The 17147-nt window shown below is 65.3% G+C and carries 14 protein-coding genes and 1 pseudogene; 6 read left to right on the top strand and 9 right to left on the bottom strand.

Features of this window, described 5'->3' with window-relative positions:
• Position 1 precedes the first annotated feature (1 nt).
• From KRR38_RS35970 to glmU, 6 genes are all read right to left on the bottom strand, one after another.
• A complete protein-coding gene (locus KRR38_RS35970; protein ID WP_309141017.1) occupies positions 2 to 598 on the bottom strand; it encodes a methyl-accepting chemotaxis protein in 597 nt (198 codons plus the stop codon).
• A gap of 16 nt (positions 599 to 614) precedes the next feature.
• Complete coding sequence (locus KRR38_RS10855; RefSeq protein ID WP_254514742.1) at positions 615 to 1922, bottom strand: methyl-accepting chemotaxis protein; 1308 nt, start codon at positions 1920 to 1922, stop codon at positions 615 to 617.
• A gap of 879 nt (positions 1923 to 2801) precedes the next feature.
• Positions 2802 to 4625 carry a glutamine--fructose-6-phosphate transaminase (isomerizing) gene (glmS, locus tag KRR38_RS10850; RefSeq protein WP_217401339.1) on the bottom strand — a complete coding sequence of 608 codons (1824 nt, stop codon included), beginning with the start codon at positions 4623 to 4625 and terminating at the stop codon, positions 2802 to 2804.
• A 16-nt stretch (positions 4626 to 4641) separates the two neighbouring features.
• Positions 4642 to 5007: a type II toxin-antitoxin system VapC family toxin gene (locus KRR38_RS10845; RefSeq protein ID WP_217401337.1), complete on the bottom strand. Its 366-nt coding sequence runs from the start codon at positions 5005 to 5007 to the stop codon at positions 4642 to 4644.
• Positions 5008 to 5010: 3 nt separating this feature from the next.
• On the bottom strand, positions 5011 to 5256 hold the full coding sequence (locus KRR38_RS10840; protein WP_217401335.1) for a ribbon-helix-helix protein, CopG family: 246 nt from the start codon (positions 5254 to 5256) through the stop codon (positions 5011 to 5013).
• Between the two features lie 96 nt (positions 5257 to 5352).
• Complete coding sequence (glmU, locus tag KRR38_RS10835) at positions 5353 to 6720, bottom strand: bifunctional UDP-N-acetylglucosamine diphosphorylase/glucosamine-1-phosphate N-acetyltransferase GlmU (protein ID WP_217401333.1); 1368 nt, start codon at positions 6718 to 6720, stop codon at positions 5353 to 5355.
• A 62-nt stretch (positions 6721 to 6782) separates the two neighbouring features.
• Here glmU and KRR38_RS10830 point away from each other — a divergent pair.
• Positions 6783 to 7452 (top strand): annotated as a pseudogene (locus tag KRR38_RS10830) (HAD hydrolase-like protein).
• Here the strand turns inward: KRR38_RS10830 and KRR38_RS10825 are convergent.
• Positions 7449 to 8534, bottom strand: coding sequence for a Gfo/Idh/MocA family protein (locus KRR38_RS10825; protein WP_217401331.1), 1086 nt, complete (start codon positions 8532 to 8534; stop codon positions 7449 to 7451). The pseudogene KRR38_RS10830 and the gene KRR38_RS10825 sit on opposite strands and share 4 nt — an antisense overlap.
• A gap of 131 nt (positions 8535 to 8665) precedes the next feature.
• Here KRR38_RS10825 and KRR38_RS10820 point away from each other — a divergent pair, with 131 nt between their 5' ends.
• Both KRR38_RS10820 and KRR38_RS10815 read left to right on the top strand, forming a co-directional pair.
• Entirely contained in the window at positions 8666 to 9538 is an 873-nt protein-coding gene (locus KRR38_RS10820; RefSeq protein ID WP_217401329.1) for an oxaloacetate decarboxylase, read from the top strand.
• 87 nt (positions 9539 to 9625) lie between these two features.
• Positions 9626 to 10459: an SDR family NAD(P)-dependent oxidoreductase gene (locus KRR38_RS10815; protein ID WP_217401327.1), complete on the top strand. Its 834-nt coding sequence runs from the start codon at positions 9626 to 9628 to the stop codon at positions 10457 to 10459.
• A gap of 25 nt (positions 10460 to 10484) precedes the next feature.
• Here the strand turns inward: KRR38_RS10815 and KRR38_RS10810 are convergent, their stop codons facing one another.
• Positions 10485 to 11249, bottom strand: a complete 765-nt coding sequence (locus KRR38_RS10810; protein WP_254514741.1) for an SDR family NAD(P)-dependent oxidoreductase — start codon at positions 11247 to 11249, stop codon at positions 10485 to 10487.
• Positions 11250 to 11408: 159 nt separating this feature from the next.
• Here KRR38_RS10810 and KRR38_RS10805 point away from each other — a divergent pair, with 159 nt between their 5' ends.
• Genes KRR38_RS10805 through KRR38_RS10795 form a run of 3 tightly spaced genes read left to right on the top strand, consistent with a single transcriptional unit; the run spans position 11409 to position 14262 of the window.
• On the top strand, positions 11409 to 12329 hold the full coding sequence (locus KRR38_RS10805; RefSeq protein ID WP_217401325.1) for a TIGR03619 family F420-dependent LLM class oxidoreductase: 921 nt from the start codon (positions 11409 to 11411) through the stop codon (positions 12327 to 12329).
• A complete protein-coding gene (locus KRR38_RS10800) occupies positions 12326 to 13102 on the top strand; it encodes a glucose 1-dehydrogenase (protein WP_309141016.1) in 777 nt (258 codons plus the stop codon). The genes KRR38_RS10805 and KRR38_RS10800 overlap by 4 nt, the downstream gene beginning before the upstream one ends.
• Positions 13099 to 14262 carry an LLM class flavin-dependent oxidoreductase gene (locus tag KRR38_RS10795; RefSeq protein ID WP_217401323.1) on the top strand — a complete coding sequence of 388 codons (1164 nt, stop codon included), beginning with the start codon at positions 13099 to 13101 and terminating at the stop codon, positions 14260 to 14262. Before KRR38_RS10800 ends, KRR38_RS10795 begins: the two co-directional genes overlap by 4 nt.
• Here the strand turns inward: KRR38_RS10795 and KRR38_RS10790 are convergent.
• The gene (locus KRR38_RS10790) at positions 14259 to 17117 is read right to left on the bottom strand and encodes a pitrilysin family protein (protein ID WP_217401321.1); all 2859 of its coding nucleotides are present in this window, start codon (positions 17115 to 17117) and stop codon (positions 14259 to 14261) included. The two genes, KRR38_RS10795 and KRR38_RS10790, sit on opposite strands and share 4 nt — an antisense overlap.
• Between the last annotated feature and the right edge of the window lie 30 nt (positions 17118 to 17147).

Here is a 17147-nt window from a genome sequence, read left to right as displayed (position 1 = left end):
GTCAAGTGCTCCGTGTCACGAGGGTCGCAGCGATTGACGCGATCTCCTCGATCGCCGCAGCCAGCTCTTCTGATGCCTGCGCTTGCTGCCGCGCTGCGGCGGCGGCCTCGCGTGAAGCGCTCGAAGCGAGTTCGGCCGCGTCAGCGATCTGGCTCGTACCGTTGCGTATCTCGCGGACGGAGCGAAAGATGTCTTCGGCGCCCGCCGCGATTGCGACGTTCATTGCCTGCACCGCGTCAAGGTCGGCCGCGACGATGCCAAATCGATCTATCAGCGCGCGGTTCCGGGCTATTTCCGACTCGGATGCACCGACGATCTGATCGAGATCGCGGCGAACCGAAACGATCTGATCCTGGACGACCCGAACCGAATCCTTGGCCCGTTCCGCATTCGATGCCGCATCGCGCGACAATTTCCGGATGTCGCCCGCCACGGTCGCGAAGCCGCGCCCTGCTTCGCCAGCGCGCGTCGCCTCGACCGCGCCGCTGACCGCAAGCATGTTCGTCTGGACCGAAACCAGCGCCAGATTGTCCGTGATCTTTTCGATCCTGCGGCTCGTCGCGTTGAGCGCCGTAAGGAGATCCAGAACGGCGTTCACTGCGCCAAGCGAGATTTCAATCCCCCCTCGCCAGTCGCTCTACGGTACCGCGGCCCTCACTGACCGATCCGACGATTTCCCCGATCTGGTCTACTGCCGAAGCGGCGCGAGCCTGTGCAAGCTCCGCCGCCTTCTCGATCTGCGCCATGGCGCTGTTGGCCTGCAACGTTGCCGAGGCTTGAATCTGGGTTCCTCTACCGATCTGCTCCAAGGCGACGAGGATCTGACCCGACGCGCCGGAAAGCTCCTGCACAGTGGCAGACAGCTGCTCTGCGGCTGCAGCAACCTCTTCGACGGCGATTTGATCGCTTTGGCCGTCCTGCAGGCGCTCGGTCAGACTTCCCAGGGCTTCGGCGGTTTGCTGGCTTTGGTCGAGCGAAGCGCTCTGTTGTTCGATCGCCTGCTGGGCTTCGGCCGCAGCTGCTGATTGCTCCTCGGCAGCGCTGGCAACCTGCTCAGATCCCCTTTCGGCTTCGCGCATCGCCCCCTCGGCTTCGATCGCAGCCAGGAGAATTTCCTGAATGCCGCCGTTCAGGCGTGCCAGATCGCTGCGCGCGGTCCTTAGCTGCGTCACGACGTCGCTACCGGCCTTTGCTTCGGAACTTGCGCTATCGGAGGCCGAACGCACGCGCTCGGCAATCGTTCGGACGTCGTCCGCAATGCTAGACGCGAGCGCTTGAATGTCGCGAGCATCCCCTTCCGAAGCCTCGGCAAGCGCGCGGATCTCGTCGGCCACCACCGCGAACCCGGCGCCGCTCTGGCCTGCACGAGCGGCCTCGATCGTCGCATTCAGGGCCAGCAGGCTGGTCTGGTCGGAAATGTCGGCCACGCTGGTACCGATTTCACCGATGTACTCAGCGGTGGTCACCAATGTGGCGGTAAGTTCGACCGTCGACAGCTGGCGCTGGGCGGCAAGCTCGATCGCGGCGACCGAGCTGTCGATCTGGCTGCCGATTTCAGCAAATGAGGCTTGAACTGTTTCCGCCTGACGCCGCGAATCTTCCGCCCGCTCGCGCGCTTCGCGGAAATTGGTTGTCAGCGACGCTATGAGCCCGAGCGATTCCTGCGCAGCGCCAGCCGCTTCTTCTGCTCCGCTCGAGATTTGATCGATCGCGCGCTGAAGTTCGGCTGCTGCTGATGCGGCTTCCCCAAGGCCGCTCGACAGCTCGAGCGTAGCCTGGTCGATTCTCTCGATTGCTGTCGATGCCTTGGCCACTGCGCGCCTGCGCGGCGCTGCCGGCTGCTTCGGGGAGGGGGCCGGAGCGGTGGCCTGAGGTGCCGTCTTGCTTCGAGAACCGAGGGTCGACTTCTTGACAAGCGCCATGATGATTTTCTCGTTCCGAAACAGCTAGGTTAAGATGTAGGCGATGGGCTGCAAGGAGGCCAGCATCATTCCGTGCTCGGGAATGTCGAGGAAAGCTGCCGCGAAGATGCCCGGCGATGAGACGGTGAAGGGTGCAGTTTGTCGCCGATCAGTCCCCGGCTAACCCGCATTGCGGCTCGTGTGGGAACTGGTCGACGCGATAAGCGGAGAAGCTGCGCCCGCAACACGTCAACTCGATTTGAAGCGATAGGTTGCGACGTGGAACGGCGCCGTCTGCGATGGGTTGCGTCATTCGATGCTCATCACTGGGGTGCTCTTATGTCCAAGTTGGCAGTAATCGCTGTCCTCGCCACAAGACTCGCAATATCCGCTTGAAGCACAGCCGCCGGGCGGGGAAGGATCTGAAATCTGCGGGAGAGGCTGTAACCGAAACAGAGAATAACGCGAAGTAGGTCGTCAAAGAATTATAATATGGCCCCCCGTTTTGGTCGGGGGTTTTCTATGAACCGGTTCGAAAGTTGCGCTTCTGTCTGGATGATGAATTGAATTTCGGGCCAAAAATCTATCCAGGTACTATAGCATCGGACTTTTGCTCTCTTGTGAGCTCAGCTCGGATCTTCTGCACAGAGCCAAATGAATGAACGACCGGGTCTCGAGTTAAAGACCAGGATTCTGGTCAGGCCGAAAGGGCGAACTAAGCTGCCTTGTCAGAGCTTTTTTGAACCAAAGGCAACAGTTCCGCGCCGATTGCCGAAGCGAAATGACGGCAACATTCTGCAGGGCCGTCATTTTGAGTGGACATTGTTTTTTTGAGTCGAGTTTGTTTTTTTGAGCGGACTTTATTTTAACTCCACAAACATGCGACGAACTCCTCCGCCGCTATTCCACCGTTACGCTCTTCGCCAGATTGCGCGGCTGGTCGACGTCGGTGCCTTTGACGCAGGCGACGTGATAGGCGAGCAACTGGACAGGGACGGCATAGACCAGCGGCGCGATCAGTGGGTGTACCTTGGGCATCTCGATCGTGGCGAGACAGCCTTCACCGGCTTCGGCCAGGCCCTCTGCGTCGGAGATCAGCACGATCTTGCCGCCGCGTGCGCGGACTTCCTGCATGTTGCTGACGGTCTTCTCGAACAGCGGGCCCGAGGGGGCGAGGACGATGACCGGAACGGCCTCGTCGATCAGCGCGATCGGCCCGTGCTTCATCTCGCCCGAAGCATAGCCCTCGGCATGGATGTAGCTGATTTCCTTGAGCTTCAGTGCGCCTTCGAGCGCCAGCGGATAGTCGGGGCCGCGGCCCAGGTAGAGCACGTCGCGCGCCGGGGCGATCAGGTGCGCCATGGCGGCGATCTCGTCGTCGTGTGAGAGCGCGGCGTTGAGACTGGACGGCGTTTCGAGCAGTTGCTCGACCACGTCGCATTCCTCGGCGCGGTCCATCCGGCCACGCTTGACGGCGAGGTGTGCGGCAAGGGCGGCGAGCACGGCGAGCTGGCAGGTGAAGGCCTTGGTCGAGGCGACGCCGATCTCGGGCCCGGCATGGGTCGGCAGCAGCAGGTCCGCCTCGCGCGCCATCGAGCTGGTGGGTACGTTGACGACGACCGCGATGGTCTGGCCGGCCGCCTTGCAGTGGCGCAGCGCCGCGAGCGTGTCGGCGGTCTCACCCGATTGCGAGATGAACAGCGCAAGGCCGCCCGGCTCCAGAACGGGGTCGCGATAGCGGAACTCGCTGGCGACATCGATGTCGACGGGCAGGCGCGCGAACTGCTCGAACCAGTACTTGGCGACGAGGCCGGCGTAGTAGGAGGTGCCGCAGGCGACGATGGTGACGCGGCTGATCTTCGACAGGTCGAAATCCATCTGCGGCAGCGCGACGCTCTGGTCGACCTGGCGGATGTAGCTGCGCAAGGTCTGGGCGACTACGGTGGGCTGCTCGAAGATCTCCTTCTGCATGAAGTGGCGATAGTTGCCCTTCTCGATTTGCACCGCCGAAGCGCCCGAGGTCGTGATCTCGTGCTTCACCGGGTTGCCGTCGATGTCGCGGATCTGGGCGCCCTCGCGGGTGATGACGACCCAATCGCCCTCGTCGAGGTAGGAAATCTTCTGAGTCAGCGGGGCGAGCGCCAGCGCGTCGGAGCCGAGATAGGTCTCGCCGTCGCCATAGCCGACGACCAGCGGCGAGCCGAGGCGGGCGCCGATCAGCATGTCGGGATGGCTGCGGAAGACGATGGCAAGCGCGAAAGCGCCGCGCAGCTGGGGCAGGGCGGCCTTGACTGCGTCCTCGGGCGAAGCGCCGGCCTCGACCTGTTCGGAGATCAGGTGGGCGACGACTTCGCTGTCCGTATCGCTCTCAAACGTGCGGCCGCGCGCGGTGAGCGCTTCCTTGAGCTGGCGGAAGTTCTCGATGATGCCGTTGTGCACCAGCGCCAGCTCGGCCGTGGCGTGCGGGTGGGCGTTGCTCGCGGTCGGAGCACCGTGCGTCGCCCAGCGGGTGTGGGCGATGCCGACCGTCCCCGGTGCCGGAGCGCGCGCCAGCTCGCGGACGAGGTTGACCAACTTGCCCTGCGCCCGGCGGCGGACGAGCTCGCCGCCGAAGGCCGTGCAGACGCCGGCGCTGTCATAGCCGCGGTATTCCATCCGACGCAGGCCGTCGACCAGCCGGTCCGCGACTTCTTCCTTGCCGACGATGCCGATAATTCCACACATGCTGGCAGACCACTTTCTAGAGGGTGTAGGGAACCCGGACGCCCGGCATGGCTGCCGGAAAATCCTTGGTATTTCGTGTAATCAGGATCGCCCCGCTCACTTGCGCAGTGGCGAGGATATAAGCGTCCATCAGCTTCATGCGAGAGCGATAGCGGATGTCGGCTGCTGCTTCGGCGATGCGGGCGTCGAGTTCGACGATCTCGAAATTACCAAGTGCCTGGCGAACCGTATCGCGCGCGCCGAGGGTTTCACCGGCCAGCACTTCCGTCCAGACGATGCGGCTCATCTTGTGGCGCTTGTAACGAGCCAGTTCGGCCATCGCCTGCGGTTTCCGCTTGAGCCAGTCGATCACGATATTCGTGTCGAAGAAGGGATCGGCCACGGCTCAGATGTCTTCGTAGGGCCGGCGATCTTCGCGCATCGCCTGTTGATACTCGACGCCATCGGGAATGTCGTCGCGATCTGCCCACAGCCCGGCCCAACGTTCGATCCAGTCATTGTTGTCCGAATTCTGCACCAGATAAAGCTTCACAGCCTCGCGTATGGTCGCGGCGCGCGAGCGCTTTTCCCTAGCGGCCAGGGCATCGAGCTTCTCGATATCTTCGTCAGGAATGTCGGTCAGGATGCGCATGGCTGTCGTCCGATTCATCACGTCGGTAATCGTGACGATATACTGATATCATATCATGATATCAATACGATTGCCGGCTTCTTACAATTCGGCAATCTAACCCTTCTTCGCTTCCGCCTTCTTCTTCTTCATCGCGTCGTGGAAGCGGTCGGCCCAGCCGGGCTTGATCAGCTGTTCGGCGCGCACGAGGCGGAGTTCGCCGTCGGCGACATCGCGGCTGACCGCGCTGCCCGCGGCGACGATGGCGTCGGCGCCGATCTTCACCGGGGCAATCAGCGCGGAGTTGGAACCGATGAAGGCGCGCTCGCCGATCACGGTCTTGTGCTTGAAATAGCCGTCGTAGTTGCAGGTGATCGTGCCCGCGCCGATGTTGGCATTGGCGCCCACTTCGGCATCGCCGAGGTAGGTCAGGTGGTTGGCCTTGGCGCCGGGGCCGAGCACGGCCTTTTTCATCTCGACAAAGTTGCCGATCTTGGACTTTTCCTGAAGCACGGCGCCGGGGCGCAGGCGGGCATAGGGGCCAACTTCGACGCCGCTGGCAAGGCTGGCGCCCTCGATATGGCAGAAGGCGTGGATCGTCACCTTGTCGGCTATCGAGACGCCGGGGCCGAAGAAGACGTTGGGTTCCACCACCACGTCGCGGCCGAGCTGGGTGTCCCAGGCGAACCAGACCGTCTCGGGCGCGATAAGCGTGGCGCCGTCGTCCATCGCCTGCCGGCGCCGCCGGTCCTGCCAGCGCGCTTCGGCTTGGGCGAGCTCGACGCGGCTGTTGATGCCTGCGACTTCGTCGGGATCGTCGGTGGTCACCACGGCGCAGGCGCGGCCGTCATGCACCGCGATGTTGACGATGTCGGGCAGGTAGTACTCGCCTTGGGCATTGTCGTTGCCGACGCGGTCGAGCAGCGCGAACAGTGCGTCGGAGCGCGCGGCCATCAGACCTGAATTGCACAGCGTGCAGGCGCGCTCGGCGGGATTGGCGTCCTTGAACTCGACCATTTTTACGATCGAGCCGTCGGTGGCAATGACGCGGCCGTATTGCAGCGCGTCCTCGGGCTCGAAGCCCAGGACCACTACCACGGGTGAGTCGGGCGCGTGGAGCCGATCGAGCATCGCGCGCATCGTCTCCGCTCGGACGAAAGGCACGTCGGCGTAGAGGATGAGCACGTCTCCGTCGAAGCCGGCGAGCGCTTCGCGTGCCTGGAGCACGGCGTGGGCGGTGCCGAGCTGCGGCTCCTGCACCGCAATCGTCGCCCGGTCTCCGAGCGCTTTCTCGAGCTGCTCGCGGCCGTGGCCGGCGACGACGATGCGGCGTTCGGCGCCCAGTTCGCCGGCGCTGGCGAGCAGGTGCTCGAGCATCGGCCGACCGGCGATCGGATGGAGCACCTTGTGCAGGTCGCTTTTCATGCGGGTGCCCTTGCCGGCGGCAAGGACGATCAGGGCGAGCGGGGTATCGGATGCAGACATGATCGCCAGCAATGCCAGCAATTTCTTGCGGTTTCCATACGGCCCGGGCATCGGCCGCGCCCATGACCTCATTTCCTTTCGATATCGTCGGCTTCGATCTCGACGGCACCCTGCTCGATACGCACGAAGACCTGGCCGCTGCGGTCAACCACGCGCTGGCGCTGATCGGGCGCGTGCCGGTGCCGGCGGGTGAGGTGCGCAAGCTGGTCGGCGGCGGGGCCAAGCTGATGCTCGAACGCGCACTGACGGTGACGGGCGGCATTCCGGAGGAAGAGTTCCCCCCGGCTCTATGAGGCCTTACTGGACTTCTACGAGGCGAACATCTCGGTCCACACCCGGCCCTATCCGGGCACGGTGGCGATGCTCGACGGGCTGGCGGCGCGGGGCGTGAAGCTCGCCGTCGTCACCAACAAGCTTGAAGGCCTGGCGGTGAAGCTGTTCGAGGAACTGGCTATGGCCGACCGGTTCTTCACGATCATCGGCGGCGACACGCTGGGGGTCGAGCGGCGCAAGCCGAAGCCCGACATGGTCGAGGAAATGGTCCGGCGTGCTGGCGGCGGGAAGGGGGCCTTCGTCGGCGACACCAGCTTCGATACCGGCGCGGCGCGCGCGGCGGGATTGCCGTGCGTCGCGGTGAGCTTCGGCTTCAACGACCTGCCGATGAACCAGCTTGGCGCTTCGGTCATGATCGACCACTTCGACGAACTGATCCCGGCGCTGGAAGCGCTCTAGACCGAGACCAGCTTTCCGCCCTCGCTTGCCGAGGCACGGATCGCGTCCATCACCTGCATGCAGGCGACGCCGTCGGCGAAAGTTGCGGGCTGGACGGGGCTTTCCGCCGGCCGGCCCTCAATGGCCGCTTTCAGCGAGCGGCAGAGCACAGTGTAGGCGGGGAGCTCGACCTGCACCAGGCTCTTCCAGCGCGCGGTCTCATGCCGCGGATCGCCGGTCAGTGGCGGAGCCGGGGGCAGGGCGAATTCGGGCGTGATCGGCAGCGTGCGGTCACCGCTGCGGCCGGAGAAGCGCACTTCGCCGCGTTCGGTCCATAGCGTGCCCTCGCTGCCGCAGACGCGCGCGACGTCGAGCGGCGGGCCCCAGGCGCCGGCGCTGCTCTGGATCACGCCTTCGAGGCCGCTCTTCATGGCGAAGCGGATCGAGAAGCTATCGTCCGCCGGCCCGCGCGTCGCGCTGACGCTGCTGAGCGAGGCGCTGACCCCGGCGAACTCGCCCAGCCAGGTGCGCAGCTGGTCAACAACGTGCGAACCCAGTGCGCCGAGCCAGCCGCCGCCCGCGCCAGTGTCAAACCACCAGTCCGGCATGTCGTCCTGCTGCGTTGTGAGCTGCGGCAGCAGCATGGAGATATTGGCCAGTCGCGGCTCGCCGATCATGCCGGCCGCGATCGCGTTGGCCATCGCCGCGCGCGATGGTTCGAAGCGGAACTCGTGGCCCATCATGTGGACCTTGCCGGCCTTCTCGGCGGCGGCGAGCATCGCCCGTGCCTCGGCCATGTCGGCGGCGAAGGGCTTTTCGCAGAGCACGTGGCAGCCATGCTCGAAAGCCGTGATCGACAGCTCGGCATGGGCGTGCGGCGGCGAGGAGATGGCGACGACCTCGGCCCCGGTCGCGGCGATCGCTTGCCCGAGATCGGTGAAGCTCTCCGCAACGCCGTTGGCCTGCGCCCGCTCGGCCGTGCGCGCGGCGTCCTGCCCGACCAGGCCGACCACGTCGAACCCCGCACCGAGCAGCGCCGGTAATTGAATACGGCAGCCGAAGCCGGTTCCGACCACGAGGGCCTTGGGGCGTGTCTCCGTCATTGTGCTCTCCCGTATATACGCATTTGGCTGCACCCGGATTCGGGTTCTTGCCTTGCCGTTTCGGCCATGCAAATCTGCCGAAGAAGATAGTCGGCACTTGCTACCGACTGCAATCCGTTAAGGGAGAGACCATGCCGAGCCCAGGAGCCAAACTGCGCGCGCTCATCGACAAGGGCGAGCATTTCGTCTGCGGTGACACCTATTCCGCGATCACCGGGCGCATCGTCGAATATGTCGGCTTCCCCGCGGCCTATCTCGGCGGCCACGCCTGCAGCGCCTTCCACTATGCGGTGCCCGACAACGGCGTCTACAGCCAGGTCGAGCAGATCGAGCAGGCCAGCCGCATCGCCAACGTCATGTCGATCCCGCTGATAGCCGACGCCGATACGCTGGGCGAGACCGTGGCCGATGCCTATCATTTCACCCGCCGCTACATCCAGCAGGGCATCGCCGGCTTCCATGTCGAGGACGAGCGCAATCCCAAGCATTCGAAGCACGTCAACGGCCTCTGGTCGATCGCGGACCAGCAGGCGCGCATCGACGCCGCGCGCCGGGCGCAGAAGGATTCGGGACAGGACTTCGTGATCATCGCCCGCTGCGACGAGCTCTATGCGAGCGAGATGGGCGGCGGCGGCACCGGTTCCTGGGACGAGGCGGTCAAGCGCGGCCACGCCTATCTCGAAGCGGGCGCCGACATGCTGTTCTACCCGCCGAAGCCGGACTGGGTGGGTGACCTCGTCAAGGAATTCGGCGGCAACAAGGTCTCGACGATGGGTTTCTCGGTGCCCGGCACGGCCTTCAACATGGCGACAGGCGGCTGGGTGACGGCTGCGGCGAACCACCTCAAGATGATGCGTGAGCTCAAGGAAGAGGGTCAGGTCAAGTCGGGCAACTGGAACTTCCCCGAGAAGTACGAGCTGATCGACCACCCGCTCTACGACGGGCTGATCGAGGAATGGGCGGAGAAGACGGGCCGCCAGTCGCGCCCGAACCACGCGCCCTGAGCTGATTACGATGAATGCCGATTGTCAGCCCCCGAGCCGCATGACCGGCTCGGGCAGGCGGAGCTTTGTCAGAATGGGAGAGAATCTATGAGCTCTACGGATATGCTGGGCCTGACCGGCAAGGTCGGGATCGTCTGGGGCGGCGGCTTCGGAATGGGCGAACGCTCGTCGCTGCGCCTCGCCGAAGCAGGCGCGCACGTCGCCGTCGTGGACCTCGTGCCGGAGCGGGCCGAGAAGATCGCCGCCGAGATCAATGCGAATGGCGGCAAGGCCGTTGCGCTCACTGCCGACGTCACCGATGAACCGAGCGTCGAGAAAGCGCTGGCGGCGGCGGAGGCGGCGTTGGGCCCGGTCGACGTGATGATCACGGTGATCGGACTCGGCGTCTGGAGCCAGCTGATCGACATGACGCTGGAACAGTGGGAGGACGGGCACCGCCTCAACCTCACCTCGTTCTTCCTGCCTGCGCGCGCTGTCGCGCGGTCCCTGATCAGGAACGGCAAGCCGGGTGCGATTGCCTGCGTCAGTTCGGTCAGCGGCCTCACCGCCGCGCCGAACCACGGCAGCTACGGCGCCGCCAAGGCGGGGATGATCAACCTCGTGCGGACGATGGCCAACGAATGGGGCCAGCACGGCATCCGCGTGAATGCGGCGATGCCCGGGGCTGCCGCGACGCCGCGGCTGCAGATGACGCAGGAAGGTCTGGACCGCTTCAAGGACATGCTGCCGCTGCAGCGCCCGGCGGAGCCGGACGAACTGGCCAAGGCGCTGGTCTTCCTCGTCTCGGACATGGCCAGCTATATCACCGGCGACAACCTGCGCGTCGACGGCGGCTGGACCTCGCGCTTCCTCATGCAGAGCAGTGTGAACACTGTATCGAGCACGGCGGGAACTGTCGGATCGGGTGTGGCGAAGGGGTAGCCCAGTCCTGCGTGCCGGGGTGGATCTAGCTCATCGCATCCCGGTAAGGCCCCGCAAGGTGGCCGCCGTCGACCAGCAGCTCCGATCCGGTGCAATACGAGCTCTCGTCCGAGGCGAAGAACAGCACGGCGTTGGCGATCTCCTCGACCTTCGCCATGCGCTTGATCGGCTGGCGCTCGACCGCCTTCTGGATCCGCGCCATGGCCATCGGGTGCATGCCGCGCTCGTGCGTGCAGTCGACCATGCCCGGATGGACGCTGTTCACGCGAATGCCGCGGTCGCCGAGTTCGAGCGCCAGCGACTTGGTAATCCCGGTCACGGCGAACTTGGTAGCGACATAGCTGCTGAGATGCGAGACGCCGGCGAGCCCGTCGATCGAGGAAATGTTGACGATCGAGCCGCCGCCGCGCGCCGCCAGCGTCGGCACGGCGGCGCGGATGCCCAGCCAGACGCCGTTGAGATTGAGGTCGACGACCTTCTGGTGCGCTTCGACCGGCGTGCTCTCGATCGGCCCGCCGGTGCCGTCGCCGGCATTGTTGACCAGCACGTCGATCCCGCCGTGATCGGCGACGATCCCTTCGATCGCATTGGTCCAGCTCTCGGGCTGCGTCACATCCAGCTCCACGAAATGCCCGCCGATGCTCTCGGCCAGAGCCGAGCCTTTCTCGCGCTGGATGTCCCCGATCACCACCACCGCGTCGTGCTCGCGAAACTTGCGCGCGATCGCTGCGCCGATTCCCTGCGCGCCGCCCGTCACCAGCGCCACTTTGCCCGAAAGCCTGCCCATCATCGCCTCTCCCGTTGCGGTCTCGTTCGAATCGACCCGCTCGCCGCCAGCCTAGTTGTCCGGGCAAGCAATGGAACCGCGCGCGCCCTTGCGGAGGCAGGGGGGCGGCATGTTCCATATATATGGAAGGACCGCGGACAGCCGCGGCGGGAGAGCAGAGCGATGAAACTGGGCATCACCACCAACTACGTCTGGTTCGGCCCGCCGGTGACGGCGCTGGCGCAAGCGATCGAATCCCTCGGTTTTGAATCGATGTGGATGGGCGAGCACCCGATCATCCCGGTGTCGGCCGCAAATGCCGAGCGCTATGGTGTGCCGCTTCCGCCCAACTACCGGCACATGCCCGCGCTGTTCGTCAGTCTCGCCGCCGCTGCGGCGGTGACGCAGAAGATCAAGCTCGGCACTAACATCTGCATCGTCCCACAGCGCGATCCGCTGCTGCTGGCCAAGGAAGTGGCGACGCTCGACCGCATATCGGGCGGGCGCGTGATCTTCAGCTATGGCACCGGCTGGATCGAGGACGAGGCGCCGGTCTTCGGCTATCCATTCAACAAGCGGCTCGGCCGCACGCTCGACTTCATGCGCGCGGTCGAGACGCTGTGGACCGAGGACGAGGCCAGCTATTCGGGCGAGCACGTCTCCTTCCCGCCGGTCCATTGCAATCCCAAGCCGCTGCAGAAGAAGCTGCCCGTCCTGATCGGCTCGGGCAATGACAAGACCGAGAATAGCAAGGTTCTGCGCCGCGTCGCGCGCATGGCCGACGGCTGGCTGCCTTCGTTCCTCAGCCCCGCGCAGATGCGCGAGCAACTCGCCATGCTGCGCGGGTTCTGCGAGGAGGAGGGCACGGACTTCGACCGGCTCGACATCTCGCTGATCGTTCCCGCCATCAGCTTCGGCGTCGGCGAACTTCCGCCCTGGGGGGCGGGTGCCTATGACGACCTGAAGCCGGTCAATGCCAGGGAACTCGTCGCCGAATATGAGGAAGTCGGCGTCAAGCGCATCCTCGTCGGGGTCAATGACATGGAAGACGACAGCGCTTTCAAGGCGCTCGAGGACGTGGCGAAAGGGATGGGACTGCTGTGAGCGGTCCTTTCGAGCGGCTGAGTCTGACGGGCAAGGTCGTCCTCGTCACCGGCGGCACGGGCGGGATCGGTAGCGCGACCGCGCGGCTCTGCGCAGCGCGCGGGGCGAAAGTCGCGATCGCTGATCTCGACGAGGCTGCCTGCGAGTCCCTCGCGGCAGACATTCGCGTCGCCGGCGGCGAGGCAATCGCGATCCGTGTCGACGTGACCGACGAGGATGAGGTCAGCACTATGGTCGAAAATGCCGTCGCGACGTTCGGCGGTCTGCACGCGGCCTTCAACAACGCCGGCATCAACGCGGGCAATGCCTTGCTGGACAGCATGGCCTTGACCCAGTGGCAGCGCAGTCTCGCCGTCAATCTGACCGGCGTGTTCCTGTGCATGAAGCACGAGATCGCGCATATGTCGGCTCACGGCGGCGGTGCGATCGTCAACACGTCCTCGGCCGCGGGTGCCGTCGGCATGGCCTGGTCGGCCGACTACGTTTCCGCCAAGCACGGGGTCGTCGGCGCCACGCGCGCCGCGGCGGTCGAGGCCAGCGGCAAGGGTATCCGCGTCAACGCCATCCTCCCCGGCGCGGTGGAGACGCGAATGTTCACCGATGCCTTGGGGACCAACCCGGATCTGCGGCGCATGACCGAGGCCGGGCATCCGATCGGCCGGATCGGCGAACCCCATGAAGTGGCCGAGACTGCCGCTTTCCTGCTTTCCGACGCAGCGTCCTTCATCACCGGCGCCTGTATCATGGTCGACGGAGGATTTACTGCACAATGACCGCTATCAATCTCCAGCACGGCATTTTCGTCGCGCCCTATCACGACGTCATCGAAAGCCCGACGCTGGGCCTCAGGCGCGACCTCGAGCTGGTCGAATGGGTCGAGAAGCTGGGCTTCACCGAGGCGTGGTTCGGCGAACATCATTCGACCGGCTGGGAGATCATCGGCTCGCCCGAACTGATGATCGCCGCCGCGGCCGAGCGGACGCATCGCATCCGGCTGGGAACCGGTGTGGTGTCGATGCCTTATCACAACCCGCTGATGGTCGCGAACCGCATCCTCCAGCTTGATCACATGACGATGGGCCGGGTGATGTTCGGCATGGGGCCGGGCCTGCTGCCCACCGATGCCGAGATGATCGGCGCCGATATCAAGCTCTTGCGGCCGATGCTTGAGGAAGTGGCCAAGATCATCGTGCCGCTGCTCTCCGGCGAGGAAGTCACCCACGAGACCGCCTGGTACAAGCTCGACAAGGCGCGCACGCACTTGCGGCCCTATACGCTGCCGCACCCCGAGATCGCCGTGGCGAGCGCGATCACGCCGTCGGGCGGCATGCTCGCGGGCAAGCACGGCTTCGGCATGCTCTGCGTCGCGGCAACCGAGACTGCGGGCTTCGACGTGCTCGACGAGAACTGGAAGATCGCCTGCCAGATGGCCGAAGAGCACGGCAAGACGATGGACCCGGCCAAGCTGCGCCTCGTCGTCCCGATGCACATCGCCGCGACGCGCGAACAGGCGCGTGCCGACGTTGCGCTCGGCCTGCCGCGCTGGGCCGAGTACTTCGATCGCGTCGCGCCGGCGGGGATGCGCGGGCTGACCGGTGGCGGCGATCTCGTCGACGTGCTGGTGGGTGCCGGCCGCGCAGTGATCGGCACCCCTGACGATGCGATCACCATGATCGAGCGGCTCCAGATGAAGCAAGGCGAGTTCGGCGTCATGCTGTTCCAGTCGCACAATTGGGCGGACTGGGAGCAGACCAAGAAGAGCTACGAGCTCTACGCGCGTTTCGTCATGCCGCATTTCGCGGGGACGAACCGCAACCGTCAGGAAAGCTACGCTGCGCTCGAAAGCAATATCGACCGGCTGGAGGCCGAGCGGACCAAGGGCGCCGAGGCGGCCTTCAAGGCCTGGGAGGACAAGACCGGACGGAAGGCTTAGCCTTTCGGCTCCTCCACGCCTTCGGGGAGCACTAGCACCTCGACGTCCTGCTTGGGGTCGAGGTAGCGGATCGCCATCGCCTGCACGTCGAGCGTTGTAAGCGCCAGCAGGCGGTTCTTGGCCTGGAGGTAGCGGTCGATCTCGTCGGGTTCGGTCTGGGCGCGGTCGACGAGGCTGAGCCAGCCGCCGTTGCTCTTGAGGCCGTTGTCGAGCCCTTCGATCATGGGCGCACGGGCGCGCTGGAGGATATCGTCGCTGACCGGGGCGGCGCGCAGTTCGGCGACGGTCTCCATGATCGCCGCGCGGGTCGCGGGGATCTCGTGAACGTCGATCGAGGCGGCGATGCCGAAGACGCCGTAGTCCTTCCAGAACCGCGAGAGCGTGCTCGCCGCGCTGGGGCTGTAGGCCTTGCCGAGCTTCTCGCGCAGTGTCTCGGTCAGTTCGATGCGCATGACCTTTTCGAGCAGTTCGAGCATCAGCGACTGCACCGGATCGCCGTCGTCGCGCGTCGGCCAGGTCAGGCGCAGCAGCGACTGGTCGGACGGGCCGGTGTGACGGACGATACGCTGGCGATGGCTCTTGGTGAAGGGCCGCGTGCGCTGCGCATCGTAAGGCCGGAAGTCGGCTTCGCGCGCGGGGAGGGCGCCGAGGGTGCGAGCGACTAGGGCGATCGTCTGATCTTCGTCGAGGTCGCCGACCACGCCGATCTCGATGGCGCCATGGGCGAGCCGGTCGGCAAGATCGGTCTTGAGCTTGGCGAAAGTCAGCTTGCGGTAGGCTTCGACGGGTTGGAGCGTGAAGCGAGAGTCGTTGTCCGACAGGAGGCCGCCAACCGAATTGCTCAGCGCCGCGTTCGGCGTGGCATGGTACTGGGCGAAGAAGTTGTTGATGTTGAGCCGGTACTGGATCTCGCCCTCGGGACGGTAACCGGGATCGGTGATCGTCGCGGCCATCACTTCGAGCTGCAACTGCAGGTCACGCGGCGTGGTCTGTGCGGTCGAGACGAAGGTCTCGGGCGTGCTGGAAATGCCGGTCGAGACCGTGTGCCCGGCTAGGATCGACTGAAGTTCATCCTGGCTGTGCTTGCCGAGCCCGCCGACGGACATGGCCGAGACCATCTGCGTCGCCAGCGGATTGTCCCTGGTGTTCAGCATGTCACCGCCGTCGACACTGAGCTGGACGAAGATCCGGTCCTTGTCGATGTCGGTATGCTTGAGATTCAGGCGGACGCCGTTGGAGAAACGCACTTCGCGGATGCCGAGCGCCGGCTCGCGCGTGTCGCTGACGACCGTGCCCGGCGTGCCGAAATCGTTATAGGCGAAGCCGGCGCTGGCGACGTCGGCACCGCGCGTGATCGGTGCGCGCATGGCCTCGTTCCAGGCGCCGCGGATCGCCTTCTCGCCGCCTTCGGGCTGAACGCGGCCCTGAAAGCGCAGCAGCGGGTCCTTGAGCGGGACGACCTCGGTCTTGAGTGCGGCCTGGACGCGCTCCGGGGTGATTTCGGGAATGAAGGCCTCGAGCCGGTCGAGCACGCTCTGCGGCGAGGAGGGGACCATGTCATTGCGCAGCAGGTCGAACACCGCGCCCATCAGCGCGCCGTTGCTGCGCGTGCCGGCCGAGGCCGCGGCGTTCTGCGTGCCCGTGCGGATATTGGCGATCTGCTCGGCCACTTCGCCGAGGCTGAATCCGTAACGCAGCGCGCGGCGGTACTCGACGGCCGCGGCGATCAGCCCGCGCCGCCACTTGCCGTCGATCGTATCGACGATGAGATTGGTCGTCCGCCCGTCGCGGAACATGTCGCCGGTGCCGAAGCCGGCGCCACGGAACGGAGGGTTGGGCTGGCGCTGGATGCGCTGCAGCCGGCGGTTGATGATCGCATAGCCGATCTGCCGCAACAGGTTCTCGCGTCGCTGGGCCATGGTATCGGGGCCGTCGATCCAGCCGCCGTGGCGCGAGGCGGTGACGCGTTCGGACAGCGCGGGGTCGACGTAGATCTCGGTGCGATCCTTCGACTTGATGTCGATCGGGCCGGGATCGGGCTGGACCAGGGCCGGGCGTGCCTGCCAGTCGCCGAACTTCTTGATGATCATCGGCTCGACGTCTTCGGGGGCGAAATCGCCGATGACGACGATCGTCGTGTGCTCGGGCACATATTCGCGCTGCCAGAAGGCCTTGAGACCTTCGGCAGTAGCGGCGTTGATCGTGTCGGCCACGCCCACCGGGAAGCGATCGGGATAGAGTGCCTGGGGATGAAGGAACTTGGCCTGGTCCATGCCGTTGCGCATCTGCCAGGTGTTGCGGTCGCGCATTTCGGCGAGGATCACGCCGCGCTCGCGGGCGACGGCTTCGGGCGAGATCGTCAGTTCGCTGGCGGTCTCGCGCATCAGCATCAGCGCAGTGTCGAGCAGCTTGGGATCGGCGCGCGGCAGGTCGAGCATGTAGGTCGTGGTCTCGAACCCCGTCGCCGCATTGGTATCGGCGCCGAAGGCGAGGCCGTCGCGTTCGAGCAGGCGGATCATGTCGCCTTCGGGAACGTGGGTGCTGCCGTTGAAGGCCATGTGTTCGACGAAATGGGCGAAACCGCGCTCGGCCGGGCTTTCGTCGAGCGAACCGGCGGCCACTTCCATCCGCACCATCGCCGTCCCCTTGGGATTGGCGTTGCGGCGGATGACGTAGCGCATGCCGTTGGGCAGGCGGTTGAACTTGTAGGCGGCCTCGGGCGGGATGTCGCTTTCGAGGAAGCCCCAGACCGGTCGTGGACGGCTGGCGGAGGCGATTCGCTCGGTCTGCGGGGCGCAGGCGGAGAGAAAAAGGGATGCCAGAAGGAAGAGGATTAGGGACGGATTACGCCGCATCTGGTCTCCGCCGCTCCAGGCCAGCCTTGT

The organism is Novosphingobium sp. G106 (assembly GCF_019075875.1).
GTDB lineage: Bacteria > Pseudomonadota > Alphaproteobacteria > Sphingomonadales > Sphingomonadaceae > Novosphingobium.
This window is presented reverse-complemented; position numbering and strand designations above follow the sequence as displayed.

What these genes read in the sequence shown, in the direction of transcription:
- KRR38_RS10840 (WP_217401335.1), bottom strand. Translation starts at nt 5,256, where the DNA reads ATGCGCATCCTGACCGACATTCCTGACGAAGATATCGAGAAGCTCGAT.
- KRR38_RS10790 (WP_217401321.1), bottom strand. Translation starts at nt 17,117, where the DNA reads ATGCGGCGTAATCCGTCCCTAATCCTCTTCCTTCTGGCATCCCTTTTT.
- glmS (WP_217401339.1), bottom strand. Translation starts at nt 4,625, where the DNA reads ATGTGTGGAATTATCGGCATCGTCGGCAAGGAAGAAGTCGCGGACCGG.
- KRR38_RS10805 (WP_217401325.1), top strand. Translation starts at nt 11,409, where the DNA reads ATGAAACTGGGCATCACCACCAACTACGTCTGGTTCGGCCCGCCGGTG.
- KRR38_RS10820 (WP_217401329.1), top strand. Translation starts at nt 8,666, where the DNA reads ATGCCGAGCCCAGGAGCCAAACTGCGCGCGCTCATCGACAAGGGCGAG.
- KRR38_RS10825 (WP_217401331.1), bottom strand. Translation starts at nt 8,534, where the DNA reads ATGACGGAGACACGCCCCAAGGCCCTCGTGGTCGGAACCGGCTTCGGC.
- KRR38_RS10810 (WP_254514741.1), bottom strand. Translation starts at nt 11,249, where the DNA reads ATGATGGGCAGGCTTTCGGGCAAAGTGGCGCTGGTGACGGGCGGCGCG.
- glmU (WP_217401333.1), bottom strand. Translation starts at nt 6,720, where the DNA reads ATGTCTGCATCCGATACCCCGCTCGCCCTGATCGTCCTTGCCGCCGGC.
- KRR38_RS10795 (WP_217401323.1), top strand. Translation starts at nt 13,099, where the DNA reads ATGACCGCTATCAATCTCCAGCACGGCATTTTCGTCGCGCCCTATCAC.
- KRR38_RS10855 (WP_254514742.1), bottom strand. Translation starts at nt 1,922, where the DNA reads ATGGCGCTTGTCAAGAAGTCGACCCTCGGTTCTCGAAGCAAGACGGCA.
- KRR38_RS10815 (WP_217401327.1), top strand. Translation starts at nt 9,626, where the DNA reads ATGAGCTCTACGGATATGCTGGGCCTGACCGGCAAGGTCGGGATCGTC.